18 protein-coding genes are annotated in these 16,510 nt (G+C 69.8%); 14 read left to right on the top strand and 4 right to left on the bottom strand.

Annotation, left to right across the window (positions count from 1 at the left end; translation table 11 throughout):
• Positions 1–101: 101 nt before the first annotated feature.
• The 4 genes from J2853_RS38160 to J2853_RS38145 all read left to right on the top strand — a co-directional run bounded on the left by J2853_RS38160 (position 102) and on the right by J2853_RS38145 (position 3,957).
• Positions 102–734, top strand: a complete 633-nt coding sequence (locus tag J2853_RS38160; protein ID WP_307565954.1) for an IclR family transcriptional regulator — start codon at positions 102–104, stop codon at positions 732–734.
• 325 nt (positions 735–1,059) lie between these two features.
• Positions 1,060–1,305 (top strand): ferredoxin, encoded by a 246-nt coding sequence (locus J2853_RS38155; RefSeq protein WP_307565952.1) that lies wholly within the window; start codon positions 1,060–1,062, stop codon positions 1,303–1,305.
• Positions 1,295–2,689, top strand: a complete 1,395-nt coding sequence (locus J2853_RS38150) for an NAD(P)/FAD-dependent oxidoreductase (RefSeq protein ID WP_307565951.1) — start codon at positions 1,295–1,297, stop codon at positions 2,687–2,689. The genes J2853_RS38155 and J2853_RS38150 overlap by 11 nt, the downstream gene beginning before the upstream one ends.
• 35 nt (positions 2,690–2,724) lie before the next feature.
• On the top strand, positions 2,725–3,957 hold the full coding sequence (locus tag J2853_RS38145; protein ID WP_307565949.1) for a cytochrome P450: 1,233 nt from the start codon (positions 2,725–2,727) through the stop codon (positions 3,955–3,957).
• 143 nt (positions 3,958–4,100) lie between these two features.
• Here the strand turns inward: J2853_RS38145 and J2853_RS38140 are convergent, their stop codons facing one another.
• Positions 4,101–4,595: a winged helix-turn-helix transcriptional regulator gene (locus J2853_RS38140; protein WP_307565947.1), complete on the bottom strand. Its 495-nt coding sequence runs from the start codon at positions 4,593–4,595 to the stop codon at positions 4,101–4,103.
• A gap of 220 nt (positions 4,596–4,815) precedes the next feature.
• Here J2853_RS38140 and J2853_RS38135 point away from each other — a divergent pair, with 220 nt between their 5' ends.
• Both J2853_RS38135 and J2853_RS38130 read left to right on the top strand, forming a co-directional pair.
• Positions 4,816–5,370, top strand: coding sequence for a DUF302 domain-containing protein (locus J2853_RS38135; RefSeq protein ID WP_307565945.1), 555 nt, complete (start codon positions 4,816–4,818; stop codon positions 5,368–5,370).
• Between the two features lie 62 nt (positions 5,371–5,432).
• Positions 5,433–6,614, top strand: coding sequence for an alpha-hydroxy-acid oxidizing protein (locus J2853_RS38130; RefSeq protein WP_307565943.1), 1,182 nt, complete (start codon positions 5,433–5,435; stop codon positions 6,612–6,614).
• 40 nt (positions 6,615–6,654) lie between these two features.
• On the opposite strand, the gene J2853_RS38125 is transcribed toward J2853_RS38130, so the two are convergent.
• The 3 genes from J2853_RS38125 to J2853_RS38115 all read right to left on the bottom strand — a co-directional run bounded on the left by J2853_RS38125 (position 6,655) and on the right by J2853_RS38115 (position 8,358).
• Entirely contained in the window at positions 6,655–7,335 is a 681-nt protein-coding gene (locus J2853_RS38125; protein WP_307565941.1) for an MmyB family transcriptional regulator, read from the bottom strand.
• Between the two features lie 90 nt (positions 7,336–7,425).
• Positions 7,426–7,779 carry a VOC family protein gene (locus J2853_RS38120; RefSeq protein WP_307565940.1) on the bottom strand — a complete coding sequence of 118 codons (354 nt, stop codon included), beginning with the start codon at positions 7,777–7,779 and terminating at the stop codon, positions 7,426–7,428.
• A gap of 180 nt (positions 7,780–7,959) precedes the next feature.
• The gene (locus J2853_RS38115; RefSeq protein ID WP_307565938.1) at positions 7,960–8,358 is read right to left on the bottom strand and encodes a VOC family protein; all 399 of its coding nucleotides are present in this window, start codon (positions 8,356–8,358) and stop codon (positions 7,960–7,962) included.
• Here J2853_RS38115 and J2853_RS38110 point away from each other — a divergent pair.
• The 8 genes from J2853_RS38110 (at position 8,357) to J2853_RS38075 (ending at position 16,505) form a co-directional block, all read left to right on the top strand.
• Complete coding sequence (locus J2853_RS38110) at positions 8,357–9,274, top strand: ABC transporter ATP-binding protein (protein ID WP_307565936.1); 918 nt, start codon at positions 8,357–8,359, stop codon at positions 9,272–9,274. The two genes, J2853_RS38115 and J2853_RS38110, sit on opposite strands and share 2 nt — an antisense overlap.
• 67 nt (positions 9,275–9,341) lie before the next feature.
• Entirely contained in the window at positions 9,342–10,127 is a 786-nt protein-coding gene (locus J2853_RS38105) for an ABC transporter permease (RefSeq protein WP_307565934.1), read from the top strand.
• Positions 10,128–10,237: 110 nt separating this feature from the next.
• A complete protein-coding gene (locus J2853_RS38100; RefSeq protein WP_307565932.1) occupies positions 10,238–11,479 on the top strand; it encodes a sensor histidine kinase in 1,242 nt (413 codons plus the stop codon).
• Complete coding sequence (locus tag J2853_RS38095; protein ID WP_307565930.1) at positions 11,476–12,141, top strand: response regulator; 666 nt, start codon at positions 11,476–11,478, stop codon at positions 12,139–12,141. The genes J2853_RS38100 and J2853_RS38095 overlap by 4 nt, the downstream gene beginning before the upstream one ends.
• Before the next feature lie 260 nt (positions 12,142–12,401).
• On the top strand, positions 12,402–13,571 hold the full coding sequence (locus tag J2853_RS38090) for a homogentisate 1,2-dioxygenase (RefSeq protein WP_307565928.1): 1,170 nt from the start codon (positions 12,402–12,404) through the stop codon (positions 13,569–13,571).
• Entirely contained in the window at positions 13,568–14,599 is a 1,032-nt protein-coding gene (locus J2853_RS38085; RefSeq protein WP_307565927.1) for a hypothetical protein, read from the top strand. The genes J2853_RS38090 and J2853_RS38085 overlap by 4 nt, the downstream gene beginning before the upstream one ends.
• A complete protein-coding gene (fahA, locus tag J2853_RS38080) occupies positions 14,599–15,735 on the top strand; it encodes a fumarylacetoacetase (RefSeq protein WP_307565926.1) in 1,137 nt (378 codons plus the stop codon). Before J2853_RS38085 ends, fahA begins: the two co-directional genes overlap by 1 nt.
• Positions 15,736–16,070: 335 nt before the next feature.
• Positions 16,071–16,505 (top strand): NfeD family protein, encoded by a 435-nt coding sequence (locus J2853_RS38075; protein WP_307565924.1) that lies wholly within the window; start codon positions 16,071–16,073, stop codon positions 16,503–16,505.
• Positions 16,506–16,510 lie beyond the last annotated feature (5 nt).

The following is a 16,510-nucleotide window of genomic DNA, read 5'->3' as shown; positions in this document are numbered from 1 at the left end:
CCCCCTTACCAAGATCGGACCCTCATCGTGTGCCACACCGGCTCACGACCGCAAGCACCCGCGATAATCAAGGACATGCTCTCAGCACAGCAGGCGCTCTGATGGCGGCCGAATCGTCGCAGACCCTCGAACGCGGCCTGCGCCTGCTCCGCCTGCTCGCGGACGGCCGCCGCGGCCGCACTCCCACCGAGCTCGCGGCCGAGCTGGAGCTGAGCCGCCCGGCGGTCTACCGCCTGCTCACCACCCTCCAGAGCGAGGGCTTCGTCCGCCGGGACGGCAAGGGCCGCGTCCACCTCGGCTTCGGGGTCCTCGTCCTGGCGCGCGCCGTACAGCCGCTGCTCCGTGACGGCGCCCTGCCCACCCTGCGCAGGCTCGCCGAGGAGGTCGGCGCGACCGCGCACCTCACCGTGGCCGAGGGGGACGACGGCCTGGCGGTGGCGGTGGTCGAACCCTCCTGGACGAACATGCACGTCGCCTACCGCGAGGGCTCCCGCCACCCTCTCGCCCGGGGCGCCGCCGGTCTCGCCATCCTCGCCCTGCGCGAGGGCCGCACCGGCTACCTGATCACCGAGGGGCAGCTCCAGGAGGGCGCCCGCGGCATAGCCGCCCCCGTTCCCGGCCTGCCCTGGCTCGAAGCCTCCGTGGGCGTGATCACCTTCACCCCTCTCGACCCCGGCACCGTCGGCCCCCGGGTGGCCGACGCCGCCGCCGAACTCGCCCGTTCCCTGACCTGACGACCGTCGGAGCGCCGGGGCCTTGTCGCGGCGTCACTCCCGGCCGGCGGTCCGTCGCCCCCTCCGGTCCCCGTGTACGCGCGCCTTCAACGGTCCGTCGCCCTCCCAGGTCCCCGCGTACGCACGCCTTCAACGGTCCGTCGCCCTCCCGGGTCCCCGCGTACGCGCACCCCCCAACGGTCCATCACCCTCCTTTCGGGGGTAGTCCGGCAAAGGGTGGCCCAAAAGGCGCAACACGGCGATTCCGGATGACGTTTTCCCTGTTCAGCGGCTTACGGTAGGCATCATCTCGATGGCCAACCCCGGTGAAGGGACACAGGTCCTCATGAGGATCGTCGTTGACCTCAATCGGTGCGAGGGATACGCGCAGTGCGCGTTCCTGGCGCCGGATGTGTTCACCATGCACGGTGAAGAAGCACTGATGTACACCCCTCACGCGGGTGACGCGCAGCGCGAGCATGTCATGAGAGCCGCGGCGGCCTGCCCTGTCCAGGCCATCCTGGTCGACCAGCGGGACGACCAGGCCGACGAACCCGCCGCCCAGAGGGAGGCGGAGGCCCATGTCCGTTGACGAGCTCTCCCGGGCGTTCAGACAGCATGGCCGTATCGTCATCGTCGGCGCGTCCCTGGCAGGTCTGCGAGCCGCGGAGACGCTGCGCGAGGAGGGTTTCACGGGATCACTGACCATGATCGGCGATGAGCCGCAGGAACCCTACGACCGGCCGCCGCTGTCCAAGCAGGTCCTGCTGGGCCACATGCCGGCGGACGCCACCCCCCTTCCCCGGCGACGCGCGCTCGACGCGCAGTGGCGGCTCGGGGTCGCCGCCACGGGGCTGGACCTGACCGGCAGGCAGGTGCGCCTGGCCGACGGCGAGGAGGTCCCGTTCGACCGCCTGCTGATCGCGACCGGCACCCGCGCCCGGCCGTGGGTGAAGGAGGCCGAGGCCGACCTGGACGGGGTCTTCGTCCTGCGCACCAGCGACGACGCCGCCCGGCTGAACCGGAGGCTGACCGCCAGACCCCGGCGGGTGCTCATCGTCGGCGCCGGGTTCACCGGCTCCGAGATCGCCTCCGCCTGCCGCGAGCGGGGACTGGAGGTCACGGTGGCCGAGCGCGGCCCGGCCCCTCTGGTGGGGGCGCTCGGCGGCGTCATCGGCGCGGTCGCGGCGGAACTACAGCGTGAGCACGGCGTCGACCTGCGCTGTGGCATCACGGTCACCGCGCTCGAAGGCGACTCCGCCGGACGGCTCACCTGCGCCCATCTGTCCGACGGCACCGTACTGGACGTGGACGTGGCGGTGATCGCACTCGGTGCGATGCGCAACACCGAGTGGCTCGCGGGCTCAGGGGTGGCCGCGGGTCCGAGGGGAGTCGCCTGCGACGCCGGGTGCCGGGCCTTCGACATCCACGGCATCGTCACCGACGACATCTTCGTCGCCGGGGACGTCGCCCGCTCGCCCCACCCGCTCTTCGGATACCAGTTCCTCTCGCTGGAGCACTGGGGCAACGCGGTCACACAGGCCGAGGTCGCGGCCCACAACATGATCAGTTCCGGGCCCGACCGCCTTCCGTACCTGTGGGTTCCGGCCTTCTGGTCCGCTCAGTTCGGCGTCAACATCAAGTCCACCGGCGTACCGACCATGGGAGACAAACTCATGATCACCCAGGGTTCGCTCGCCGAGCACCGCTTCACCGTCGCCTACGGCTTCCAGGGCCGCGTCATCGCCGCCGTCGCCTTCGACCAGGCCAGATGGCTGGACTTCTACCGCAGACTGATCGAAACGGCCGCGCCGTTCCCGCTCGAATTCGCCAACGTGGACCGGCGTCCCGAAGGACTGCGGGCGGTCCCTTCCGAGTTCCCTGACCCCTCCCTGCCCTCCCACGGGCCCACCGTCACCCTGAGCGGTTACTCGCCCAGCGACCGGAAGGTCACGTTCACCCCGGCCCGTATGTGACAACGAGTTTCCCGACCGGACATCGAAGGACTTCCATGACTTCGGGCACGCTGCTGCGGCAGATCACCGACTACGCCAACCGCGCCGACCCCTATCCGCTCTACACCGAGCTTCGCAGGACGCCGGTGGCGCGGCAGGACGACGGCGTCTACACCGTCAGCACCTACTGGGAGATCCTCTCCCTGCTGCACGACCCGCGGCTCAGTTCGGACCTGCGCAACCGGGTTCCGCAGCCGGGCGACGCCCTTCCCCTGGAGGAGGACCCGAGCCTGCCGGTCAGCTTCATCAGGCTCGATCCGCCCGAGCACGACCGGCTGCGCCGCCTGGCGACGCGCCCGTTCGGGCCGCCGAAATGCCCCCGGCGGGTCTTCAACATGCGCGGCGAGCTCACCCGGATGGTCTCCGACCTGATCGACGGCTTCCAGGGCAGGAACCAGGTCGACATCGTCGACGACTTCGCCTACCCCTTTCCCGTGGCGGTGATCTGCAAGCTCCTCGGGGTTCCCCGCCAGGACGAGGCGCGTTTCCACGTCTGGGCCGAGGCGATCGTCGCCGCCCTCGATCCCAACCCGGCCGAGGGGCCCGCCGAACGGCAGCGTGCCTCCCAGCAGGCCAGGTCCGAGATGGGCCGGTATCTCGCCGAGCTCATCGAGGAGCACCGTCACGTGCCCGGTGACGACATGTTCTCCGCGCTGGCCACCGACCACGGCCCCGACGGGCAGATGACGCCGGTGGAGCTGATCGCCACCGGCGTCCTGCTCCTCATCGCCGGTCACGAGACCACCGTCAACCTCATCTCCAACGGGATGCTCACGCTGCTGCGCCACCCCGACGTCCTCAAGAGGCTGCGCGACGATCCAGGCCTGGCCGTCCCGCTCGTGGAGGAACTCCTGCGCTACGAGCCGCCGGTGCAGCTCCTGCCGCAGCGCACCGCCCTCGACGACATCGACATCGCGGGCACCGTCATCCCCAAGGGCGCGCCCATCTGGCTCGTCCTGGCCTCCGGCAACCGGGACCCCAAACGTTTCCCGGACGCCGAGCGGTTCGAGCCCGAACGCCGGGACAACCAGCACCTCGGCTTCGGCAGCGGCATCCACTACTGCTTCGGCGCACCTCTCGCGCGGCTGGAGGCCCAGCTCGCCCTGACCGAACTGGCCCGCCGGCTCGACAATCCCCAGCTCGTGAACGACCCGCCTCCGTACCGGCGGAACCCGGTCCTGCGCGGCCCACGCCACCTCTCGGTCGCCTTCGACGATCTCCTGGCGTAGACGGCGCCCCCAATATGCGCGGCGCTTCGGCGTAGGCGGCGCGCTCAGTGTGGGCGGCAGTTCGGTGTGGTCGGGAGGTTCCGCGGGACGGGCTCGTTTCACCGGCCCCACGGCTTCAACGACCTCTCCGCTTCACCGGATCCTCAGACGACGGGGGCCGCGAGGGGGGTCGGTTCAGGTGATCGCCAGGGCCGGATCCAGGCTTCCTCCTCGCGGCGTACGGGCTGCCCGCAGTGGTCGCAGTGCCCGCCCGGGGTCGTGGCGTGCTCGCAGGTCCGGTGGACGATCCGCATCCGCTCCGCGGGCTCGTCGGGCCTGGTGTGCTCGTGGCCCCAGTCGGCGAGCGCGTGCAGTACCGGGAGCATGTCGGCGCCCGCGGCGGTGAGGCGGTACTCGTTGCGGGTGCGACCGCCGTCGCGGTAGGGCACGCGGGTGAACAGGCCGAGGTCGACGAGGCGGGTCAGCCGGAGCGACAGGATGTTGTCGGCGATGCCCAGGTCAGACCGGAAATCCTCGAAGCGGGTCATGCCCAGCGTGGCGTTGCGCAGGATCAGCAGCGTCCATCTCTCCCCCAGGACATCGATGGCCCGGCCGATCGGGCAGGGGGCACCCGCGTGTGCCCTGCGGTCAGATGCCACAGTTTTACCCCTTTTCTCCCATTACTGGCTTGCGGTGCACAAGTCTGCTACATACGGTTTACCACATGCCTGACTATTGAATCGCAAGCCAAGTGGCCCTCCGGCGCTTCCCGCCGGTGAGGACGGCTCACCGAATCCACCATCGAGTCAGGGCATTCCGTGAATCCACACTCGCGGCCGGCGAGGTGCGAGCGGACACCGAATTCTCATTGGAGGAATCATGATCCAGCGGACGGACACCGGAGTCCACACCGTCCCGCACGAGGTGAACCGCCTGACCGTCGGCGTCTCCGCCCCGTTCCAGGAGTTCCGGGAGCGTTACGAGCGCGCCGTTCCCGTGTTCGACACCGAACGCTTCGAGCGGCTCATCAGGGACGAGGCCGACTGGGACACCGTTCTCCGGGCCACGGCCCAGAACGCGCCGCACGGCTTCATCATCTACTGGAGCCACGACTTCACCCCGCTGATGCGGCTGGCCGGCGAGCGGTGGGTCTGCGTCGAGTACCTGATGGGGAACCACGCGATCGCCCAGGGGATGTACCACCACGATCCCGCCGTCCTGCTCTACGCGCCGCTGCGCACGGCGATCTACGAAGACGCCGGAGGCACGACCCGTTTCGCCGTGGACCAGCCCAGCACCCGGTTCGCCAGTTTCGGCAACCCCGACATCACCGAGGTCGGCATCACACTGGACCATAAGCTCGCCGCTCTGCTGGAATATCTCGACGCGCCCGTACCGGCCGAGCTCGTCCGGGAACGGGTACCCCATGGATAAGGGGTTCGCCGCGTCCTCCCCGGCCCACGGCGGCACTCCGATCCCAGTGGAAGGCACTTGGCATGAGCCCACAGTTCGGCGACTACCAGCACGAGATCTACTTCGACGGCCTCCGCGGCGTCGTGCCGGGGCTGCCGATGACCTTCGCCGAGCTCGAAGCCAGGGCCGAGGCCATGCTGCCGCCCTCGATCTGGTCGTACGTCGCGGGGGGCGCCGGTGACGAATACACCCAGCGCGCCAATGTCGCCGCCTTCCAGCACTGGGGCCTGATCCCCCGGATGCTCGTGGGGGCGGCACGGCGCGAGCTGTCGGTGGAGTTGTTCGGCCTGAAGCTACCGTCCCCGCTGTTCATGTCCCCGGTGGGAGTGATCGGCCTGTGCGCGCAGGACGGGCACGGAGACCTGGCCACGGCCCGGGCGGCGGCTCGCACCGGGGTTCCGATGATCGCCTCGACGCTCTCCGTCGATCCGATGGAGGCCGTGGCCCAGGAGTTCGGCGAGACCCCCGGCTTCTTCCAGCTCTACACCCCCACGGATCGGAAGCTGGCCGAAAACCTGGTCCATCGCGCCGAGGCCGCCGGCTTCAAAGGCATCGTCGTCACCCTCGACACCTGGGTCACCGGCTGGCGTCCCCGTGACCTGAGCACCGGCAACTTCCCTCAGCTACGCGGGCACTGCCTGGCCAACTACACCTCGGATCCGGTCTTCCGCGCCCAGCTCGCCCGCACCCCGGAAGAGGATCCGCGGGCCGCCGTCATGCACTGGGCCGGAGTCTTCGGCAACCCTCTCACCTGGGACGACCTGCCCTGGCTGCGCTCGCTCACCGACCTGCCCCTGGTCCTGAAGGGCATCTGCCACCCCGACGACGCCCGCCGGGCCAAGGACGCCGGCGTCGACGGCATCTACTGCTCCAACCACGGCGGACGGCAGGCCAACGGCGGGCTGGCCGCCCTCGACCTCCTCCCCGACGTGGTCGACGCCGCGGACGGCCTGCCCGTCCTGTTCGACTCCGGCGTCCGATCCGGAGCCGACGTGATCAAAGCCCTCGCCCTCGGCGCCACCGCCGTCGGCGTCGGCCGCCCCTACGCCTACGGCCTCGCCCTGGGCGGCGTCGACGGCATCGTCCACGTCCTGCGCGCCCTCCTCGCCGAAGCCGACCTGATCATGGCCGTGGACGGCTATCCCACCCTCGCCGATCTGACCCCCCAGGCCCTGCGCCGCACCTCGGGCACCTCGCTCCTCTAGGGCCGTGTCCGGCAGGCAGAGGATCAGGTGGCCCCAGCGCCTATCGGTGGCTGCGGTGCGCGGTCTCCGGGCCGACCACCCGCAGCAGCTCCAGCGCCTCGAACGTCTTCGAGCCCGGCGGCGGCGTGTAGATCAGCAGCCGTTGGTCCTCGGCCGGGGCCAGCAGCGCCTCGTAGTCGAACTCCATCGGCCCGATCGCGGGGTGCCGCAGGCGCATCCGGCTGGCCCGCCGTACCGCCACCTCGTGCAGCTCCCACAGCCGCGTGAACTCCTCGCTGGCCGCGCGCAGCCGCTCCACCAGCGCCGCGGCGGCCGGGTCGTCGCCGCGGCGGACCACGGCCGCGCGTAGGTCGGCCACGTGCAGGCGGGAGTACTCGGCGTGTTCCTCCTCCGGGTAGGCCTCACGTACGAACGCGTCGGTGAACCAGCGCCAGGGAATGTTGCGGTCGGGCTCCTCGATCGTGCAGTGGCAGCCGAACAGCGCCCGCGCCGCCAGCAGCTGCGTCGACGGCTGCGGGCTGCGCGCCTGCTCCAGCCGCATCAGATAGTCGGCCGACATGCCCGCGAGCTGGGTCACCTCCTCCCGCCGCAGCCCAGGAGTACGGCGGCGCGGTTCAGAAGGCAGCCCCACCTCTCCGGGCAGCAGTCGGGTGGGCTCGTCGACGTCGGCCGGGGTGAGGCCGGTGACGACACTGCTCTCCACCTCCGACCACGCGGTCACGACGGCCTCGCCCTGCTCGCCCGCCGCAGGGCGTCAGCCAGATGCAGTTACGCGAAGGCGCCGCCGAACCGGTTCGGCGACCACCCGCTGTCAGGAGAGCGGTTCGAGGAACTCCAGGCGGTTGCCGTGGGGGTCTTCGCTGTAGAAGCGGCGCATTCCCGGGAAATCGTCGTCGAAGGAGGCCGGGTAGCCCGCCTCGGTCAGACGCCGGGCCCACTCGTCGATGTCGCGGACCAGCAGGCCGGGGTGAGCCTTGCGCGCCGGACGAAAGTCGGCTTCGACGCCGAGATGCAACTCGATGCCGTGGCCGCGAAACCAGCACCCACCCCGCGCGGCGAGGACCGGGGGCTTGGGAACCTCGGCCAGACCGAGCACACCCTCGTAGAAGTCCCGCAAGGCGGGCTCGCTTCCGGGCGGACAGGCCAGTTGGACGTGGTGCAGCATCGGAACTCCTCGCATATATCTTGATATCAAGGTAAATTACCTTGATATCAAGATATACCTTGATCATCGCGACGCTTCACGGCCCCCGACGGAGAACAGGCCAGGGCGGACACACCGAGAAGCGGCGAGGGCTGTCGGTTCTCACCGGATCCGATCCGCCGGCGATGCCGTCCCGGTGGGTCACCAGGACACGAGACAGAAAGGGTGGCCGACGAGGTCTTCGTAGACGCGGAACCGTTCGCCGCCGCCGCGTAGCCTGCGGGCCCCGAGGGCCAGCGCTTTCTGCTCGGCCTGCTCCAGGTCCTCGACACGGACGTCGATGTGCAGCTGTCGCCGCGTTCGTCTGCGTTTTCTGGTGCGGCCGCGTTCACGGAGCGACCGGTCCCGCCGCTTTCCACGCTCCCCGCGTCCGGGTCGCGATCCACCGATCGGTGGATGGCGACCACCCGCCTGGTTGGGCCGACGCCCCCACCGCTCGGCAGCCAGGTCCAGTCCACTGGTCGGTGTTCGCGGAGTGCCGGTCGTAGAAGGCTGAACGTAGCCAGCCGCCAGGGTCTGAGCCCGAAAGGACGCGCGCATGCCGCCAGTGATCGAGGTACGTAATCTCCACAAGCGCTATGGGAACAACGTCGCGGTCGACGATGTCTCGCTCACCGTTCAGGAGGGCGAGATCTTCGGGATCCTCGGCCCGAACGGCGCCGGCAAGACGACGACCGTGGAGTGCATCGGGGGCCTCCGCGTGCCGGACCGGGGCGAGATCAAGGTGCTCGGGCTCGACCCCCGCAGGGACCACGCCGAGTTGACCCGGCGGCTCGGCGTGCAGTTGCAGGCGGGGCAGATCCAGGAGCGGCTGGAGGTCGCCGAGGCCCTGGAGCTCTACAGCTCCTTCTATCCCGATCCGGCCGACTGGCGCGAGCTGATGGACGGCCTCGGCCTGGCGAGCAAGGCGAAGACCAGGTACGCCAAGCTGTCCGGTGGCCAGAAGCAGCGGCTCTCCATCGCGCTGGCACTCGTCGGCAGCCCTCAGGTGGCGATACTCGACGAGCTCACCACCGGCCTCGACCCGCAGGCCCGGCGCGACACCTGGGACCTGATCGAGGGCGTGCGCTCTCGCGGGGTGACGATCGTGTTGGTCACCCACTTCATGGAGGAGGCCGAGCGGCTGTGTGACCGGCTGGCGCTGATCGACGCGGGCCGCGTCGTCATGGTGGACACCCCGGCCGGCCTGACCGAGCGGGCCCGCATCGAGCAGCGGATCCAGTTCCGCCCGTCCAGGCAGATCGACGACGAGCTGCTGACGAGTCTGCCCGACGTCTCCGGCGTCACCCGCCGGGGCGAGCTGGTCATCGTCAACGGCAACAGCAACGCGCTCAACGCCGTCACCGCCGTACTGGCCCGCAACCAGATCGTGGCCGAACGGCTGCGCGTCGAGCAGGCGAGCCTGGAGGACGCGTTCGTCGAGCTGACCGGGAAACGCCCCGACGACGCCTCGTGATCCGAGTGATCCGAACCGACTCAGCCCAGCCACAGAGCAGCCCGGCCACAGAGAGGCAGTCATACTCATGTCAGTCCTGAACACCACCGCACCCCTCACCGCCAAGCGCGGTTCCGCGACGTGGAGGCTCACCAAAGCCGAGGTCAAGCTCTGCGTCCGCGAGAAGACCGGTCCCCTCTGGGGGGTCGGCTTCCCGCTGGTCCTGTTGATCATCCTCGGAAACGTCCCCGCCCTGGGGGAGGCCGTGGAGGTCGGCGGCGACCTGACGTACTTCGACCTCTACGTGCCGGTCATCATCCTGTTCAACCTGGCGATCCTGGCACTGACCGCCCTGCCGACGATACTCGCGGGATACCGTGAGAACGGCGTGCTGCGGCGCATGCGGACCACGCCGATCGGCCCGGCCCGCGTGCTCGCCGCCCAGCTCGTGGCCAACCTCGCCATCGCGCTCGTCGCGGTGACCCTGTTCCTCGCCGTGGCCAGGCTCGGCTTCGGCGTCCGCCTGCCGGAGAATCTCGCCGGCTTCGTCGTCGGCTGGCTGCTCGCGGCCGCCGCGCTGCTCTCGATCGGCCTGCTGATCACCGCGCTGGCGCCCGGACGTGGCCCGGCCACGGCGATCGGCACGGTGGCGTTCTTTCCGATGATGTTCTTCGCCGGGCTTTGGGTGCCGATCGCGCAAATGCCCCCGCTGATGCAGAGCATCAGCCACTACACCCCACTCGGAGCGGGGATGCAGGCGTTCCAGGAGGCTGCTTTCGAGGGCCATTTCCCATCCGCCCAGCCATTGTTGACCTTGGCGGGCTACGCGGTCATATGCTCGGTCATCGCGGTCCGCTGGTTCCGTTGGGAGTAGACGCCGGGAACAGACGCCGGAGACAAGCTCAAGGCGGAAGGAGAGGGATATGAGCGGGCAGATGCCAGAGTCCTGGATCGTGAAGCAAGGACGGCCCCCCCCTTCTGCTGGTGACCGTGGTGCCGTACACGTTGCTGGCCGCCCTCGTCGTCTTCAAGGTGATCGCGGAGCAGTCGGCGGGCGGCGACTCCCTGCTCGTCGACCTCGTCCTGTGCGGGGTGGCCGCGGGGTGGATGCTCCTCATGTTCACCCTGCGCCCCGCCTGGTGGGAGCGGCCACTGATCATGGGGGTGTTCTTCACCGGACTGCTGGTGATCACCGCGGTCCTGGTGGCGCGGGACCCGGCGTTCGCGTTGTTCACCCCCGCCCCCTACATCTACGCCTTCACCATCCTCCGCTGGCCGTGGCGGCTGCTGGGCGTGGCCGCCGTGGCGGTCGTGGCCGGTGCCGCCCAGGCATCCGACGTGCCCAAGACGACCGCTCTCGGCCTGACGATCTCCGTGATCATCGTTGTCGTCAACGTCGTCATGATGTGCGGCACCGCCTGGTTCCTCCAGATCGCCGAGAAGGAGAGGGAGCAGCGTCTCCGGGCCCTTGACGAGCTGAGCCGTACGAACCGGTTGCTGGAGGCGTCGCTCGCCGAGAACGCCGGCCTGCACGCCCAGCTGCTCGCCCAGGCCAGGGAGGCGGGGGTCCTCGACGAGCGCCAGCGGATGGCTCGCGAGATCCACGACACCCTGGCGCAGGGGCTCACCGGGATCATCACGCAGCTCCAGGCCGCCGAGCAGATCCACGAGGTCCCGGCGCCGTGGCGCCGCCCCTTCGAGGCCGTGAAGGGGCTGGCGAGGGAGAGTCTGGCGGAGGCCCGGCGCTCGGTCGACGCGCTCCGGCCCGAGTCACTGGAGACCGCGCACCTGAGCGACGCGCTCACCGACGTCGTCGGCCGGTGGTCGACGTTGCACGGACTCGCCGTCCAGGTCACGACGACCGGCACGGTGCGGCCGATGGCACCGGAGACCGAGTTCGCCCTGCTGCGCACGGCGCAGGAGGCACTGGCCAACGTGGCCAAACACGCGCACGCGACCAGGGTGGGAGTGACGTTGTCCTATCTGGAACACGAGGTGGCGCTGGACGTGCGTGACGACGGCAGGGGCTTCGATCTCGCGGGTCTCGAAGCCGACACGGCCGGAAACGGCGCGTCGCGGCAGCCGTCCCGTGGCGGGTTCGGCCTGGCCATCATGCGACAGCGCGTCGAAGGACTGTCCGGGAGTCTCCGGATCGAGTCGGAGCCCGGCTCCGGCACCGGGATCTCGGCCTGCGTCCCCACCCTGCCGGCCGGGAGCCACGCATGACCGATCACACGACCGAGCCCCCGATCCGGCTGCTGATCGCGGACGACCATCCCGTCGTCAGGGATGGGCTGAGCAGCATGTTCGCCTCCGCGCCCGGATTCGAGGTGCTGGGCGAGGCACCGGACGGCGCCGCGGCCGTACGGCTCGCCCAGGAGCTCCGGCCCGACGTGATCCTGATGGACCTGCGGATGCCCGGCATGGACGGGCTGACCGCGATCACCGAGCTGACCAGGCTCGGCGTCACCGCGCGCGTGCTGGTTCTGACCACCTACGACAACGACACCCACGTACTGCCGGCGATCGAGGCGGGCGCGACCGGCTACCTGCTCAAGGACTCCCCTCGGGAGGACCTGCTGCGAGGCGCGCGGGCCGCCGCCAGGGGCGAGAGCGTGCTCTCCCCTTCGGTGGCGGCACGGCTGATGAACCGGGTCAGGACGCCCGCCCCCCAACTGCTCAGCCAGCGGGAGCTTGAGGTCATAGAGCTCGTGGCGGCCGGGAACACCAACCGTGAGGCGGCCAATCGGCTGTTCATCACCGAGGCCACGGTCAAGAGTCACCTTCTGAACATCTACGCCAAGCTCGGGGTGAACGACCGCGCCGCCGCCGTCACCGAGGCGTTCAACCGCGGGCTGCTCGTCCCACGAACGCCTGAACAGCCCTGACCGTACCCGCCAAGGGTGATCGCGCCGGGTGCCCGGATGAGCTCGTGCATCACTTTCATCGAATGACGGGCGACCCCGTGACGAGCGGATCGACGGTGCTGAGAACGGATCGCCTCATGGATCGGATTCGTGAGACCGGACCAGGTGCGCTGAGACCCGACGAGGGCTCCCGGACGTTTGACATCTTCCCGCTCGTGGCAGATCGTTGTTCATATAAAGGACGTTGATGTCCGATAAGCGGACAGAACGGGGAGAAACGGATGCCGTACTACCGCGTCGTGGGAGAGATTCCCCGCAAGCGACATGTGCAGTTCCGGCGGCCCGACGGCGGGCTGTACGCGGAGGAGTTGATGGGCGAGGAGGGCTTCACCAGCGACTCCTCCCTGCTCTACCACCGTCATCTCCCCACGGCGATCATCAAGGCCGAGGCGGTCACGCCCACCGAGGCCACGACGCTGGTCCCCAACCTGCCGCTCTCCCCCCGCCACCTCCGCACCCAGGACCTGCCGACCGGCGGCGACCTGGTCACCGGGCGCGGGCTGCTGGCGGGCAACGCCGACGTCCGCATGTCGTACGCCGCGACCGAGACCCCCAGCGAGCTCTACCGCAACTCCATGGGCGACGAGTGCGTCTACATCGCCACGGGCCGGGTCAGGTTCGAGTCGACCTACGGGGTGATCGAGGCCGGCGAGGGCGACTACGTCGTCATCCCCACCGGAACGATCCACCGCTGGGTTCCCCAGGGCCGCGTCACGGCCTTCACCATCGAGGCCGCGGGACACATCCGGCCGCCCAAGCGCTACCTGTCCAAGTACGGCCAGTTCCTGGAGCACGCGCCCTACTGCGAGCGTGACCTGCGCTCTCCGGGAGAGCCTCTGATCGTCGAGGGCGAGGAGGTGCCGGTGCTGGTCCGCACGCGCGGCGGGCTGACCCGGCTGGTCTACCGCAACCACCCGTTCGACGTGGTCGGCTGGGACGGCTGCCTCTACCCCTACGCGTTCAACATCAACGACTTCGAGCCCATCGTGAAGCGCACCCACGCCCCGCCGCCGGTGCACCAGACCTTCGAGGGCCCGAACTTCGTGATCTGCTCGTTCTGCCCCCGGCCGCTCGACTTCCACCCCGACGCCGTCCCCATCCCCTACAACCACCACAACGTCGACTCCGACGAGCTGATGTTCTACGCGGGCGGCGACTACACCGCGCGCAAGGGCTCGGGCATCGACGTCGGCTCGATCTCCCTGCACCCTGCCGGGTTCACGCACGGCCCCCAGCCGGGCGCCGTCGAGGCGGTTATCGAGGCCGTACGGCAGGGGCACACGCAGACGAGCGAGCTGGCCGTGATGGTCGACACCTTCCGCCCACTGGACCTGGGCCCCGCGGGACTGTCGGTGGAGGACTCCGCGTACGCGTGGACGTGGGCCCGATGACGGAGACGGGCCAGGCGACGGACACGAGAACGACAGGCACCGGCGGCACGACGGCCATGAGCCCGGCCGCGCTCTTCCGCGGCCTCGTCGACGACGCCGGACTGTTCCCCCCGACCTCCCTGCCGATGGCCGAGGCCCTGGAGCGGCACAGAAAGGACCTGGCCGGGAACAACCCGGTGCTCGCCCATCGCTTTCTCTGCCCGGCCGGCCGCCTGCCGGAACTCCGTGCCCACCTGACCTTCCCCATCCGGCTCGGGCTCATCCTGGACACCCCGGACGTCCCGCCGCTCGACGATCTCGCGGTCGAGCTGGTCGAGGTACGGCAGCCGCCCGGCGAGTCACCCGACGCCGTGTCCGGACGACTCGCCCCTCTGCTGCCCGGCGGGGCCCGGCTCTTCGTGGAGGTCCCTCCCGGAAACCACGCGTCCCCGCCCCACGACGACCCCCGGCCGGACCCGGACTCCCCGCCCCGCGACACCGCCCAGCCGGGCCTGAACTCCCCGCCTCTCGACACCGCCCCGCCGGACCCGGACTCCCCGCCTCACGACGCCTCCGGGCCGGGCCTGAAGTTCCGTTGCGGCGGGCTCACCGCCGACGCCTTCCCCACCGCCCACGACCTGGGCGCCGCCATCGCCCACTGCGTGAAGCACGGGATCCCCTTCAAGGCGACCGCCGGGCTGCACAACGCGGTCCGCCACTTCGACCCCGCGCTGGGAGTGGACAGGCACGGCTTCCTCAACCTGGTCCTCGCGGTCTGCGCGGCCGTCGAGGGCCGCGACCCGGTGCCGGTGCTGAAGCTGACCGATGTCGGCGAGCTGGTACGGCTGGCGCGGGCCGTACCGGAGGACACCGCCGAGCACGCCAGGAAGCTGCTGGTGTCATACGGCTCGTGCAGCACGAACACCCCGATCGAGGACCTGGCGGCCCTCGGTCTGATCGCCCGGGAGCCGTCCGAGGCCGTGGGCCCGGACATCCGAAATCAGCGGGAAACCGCCACGAGCATCGACACGACAGAGGAGAACACCTGATGTCTTGGGGCCTGGAGCATCTGCCCTACGGAGTCTTCTCCCGCAACGAGGGTGAGACCCCCCGCGTCGGCGTGCGGTACGGCGACCACGTGCTCGACCTCGCCGGAGCCCTGCACGACGAGGTGTTCGCCACCGGTTCGCTCAACGCCTTCCTGTCCAGGGGCCCCGCCGCGTGGCGGGACACCCGGGCCGTGATCCAGAACAAGCTGGGCACCGACCGGACGGCGGTCGAGGCGCACCTGATCCCGCTGGACCAGGTCACGCTGCACCTGCCGATCGAGGTGGCCGACTACGTCGACTTCTACTGCTCGCTGGAGCACGCCTCCAACCTCGGCCGGATGTTCCGTCCCGACGAGGAGCCCCTGAAGCCGAACTGGCGGCACCTGCCGGTCGGCTACCACGGCCGGGCCGGGACCGTCGTCGTCTCAGGAACCCCGGTCGTCAGGCCGTCCGGGCAGCGCGGCGCGGCGGTCTTCGGACCCTCGGCCAGGCTGGACATCGAGGCGGAGCTCGGGTTCGTCGTCGGCGCGCCGACCGCCCTGGGCGACCGGGCCGGCCGGTTCGAGGACCATGTGTTCGGTGTGACGCTGGTCAACGACTGGAGCGCCAGGGACATCCAGGCGTGGGAGTACGTCCCGCTGGGCCCCTTCCTCGGCAAGTCCTTCGCCACCTCGATCTCCCCGTGGATCACCCCGCTCGCGGCCCTGTCGCAGGCGCGCGTCGAGGGCAGGAGACAGGAGCCCGAGCCGCTCGGCTACCTGCGCCGCCAGGAGCCGTGGGGGCTCGACCTGCGGCTGGAGGTCGCGGTGAACGGCGAGGTCGTCTCCCGCCCGCCGTACCGGGACATGTACTGGACACCCGACCAGATGCTCGCCCACATGACCGTCAACGGCGCGTCCCTGCGCACCGGCGACCTGTACGCCAGCGGCACGGTCTCCGGCGCCGAGCCTGACGAGCGGGGATCGCTGATCGAGCTGACCTGGAACGGCACCGAGCCGCTCAAGCTGCCCGACGGCTCCTCCAGGACCTTCCTGGAGGACGGCGACACCGTCACGATCACCGCGACCGCCCCCGGCCCCGGCGGGACCGTGATCACTCTGGGCGAGGTGTCGGGAACCGTCGAACCCGCCAGATAGGCCCCGCGACGCGGCTCAACACGCCCGCTCGCTCATCGGTGGGGCAACCGGGAGACGAACATCTACGAATTTCACAATCGGTGGTCAATCCGACGCTCCTGGGACGGATTTCTCAGGAGCGTCGCACCGCATGCCGGAAGTGGGCCCCGAACCGGACCGGGGAGGGCGAGAGAAACCGATTCGGGAACGGGTCAGGAACCGGTCCGGGAGCGGTTTACGAAATCGGTTCGCTAACGAGTGACGGCAACTCCCTACGGGCATCTGAATAACGACATACGGTAGAGGAAGGAACCTCTTGGACGCCCGCCCCGTTTAACAAGTAGGAGGGCTGGAGCATGGATGACTGGATCATCTGGTTGATTTTCGCGGTGGTGCTGGGCGTAGCGGAGATCTTTACCTTGACCACCGCCCTCGGCCTGATCGGCGGCGCCGCGCTGTTCGCCTCCATCGCCGCCGTCATCGGTCTGCCGATCCCGCTCCAGCTCCTGGTCTTCACGGCCTCCCTGGTCGCCGGGGTGATCGTGGTGCGGCCCATCGCCAAACGACACCTCAAACTGCCGCCCTCGAACCAGCGCTTCGGAATCCAGGCCCTCGTCGGCAAGTCCGCCTACGTCCTGCGTGAGGTGAACGGCCGGGAGGGCCGGGTACAGATCGGCGGCGAGGAATGGTCGGCCAAGGCCTACGACGAGACTCTAGTGATTCCAGCGGGAGCGATCGTCGACGTAATCGAGATCGAGGGCGCCACCGCGCTCGTATATCCCCGGGAGTAACCCAT

This window comes from Streptosporangium lutulentum (genome assembly GCF_030811455.1).
Lineage (GTDB): Bacteria > Actinomycetota > Actinomycetes > Streptosporangiales > Streptosporangiaceae > Streptosporangium > Streptosporangium lutulentum.
The sequence above is the reverse complement of the archived record's forward strand: the minus strand, read 5'-3'. Positions and strand labels throughout refer to the sequence as shown.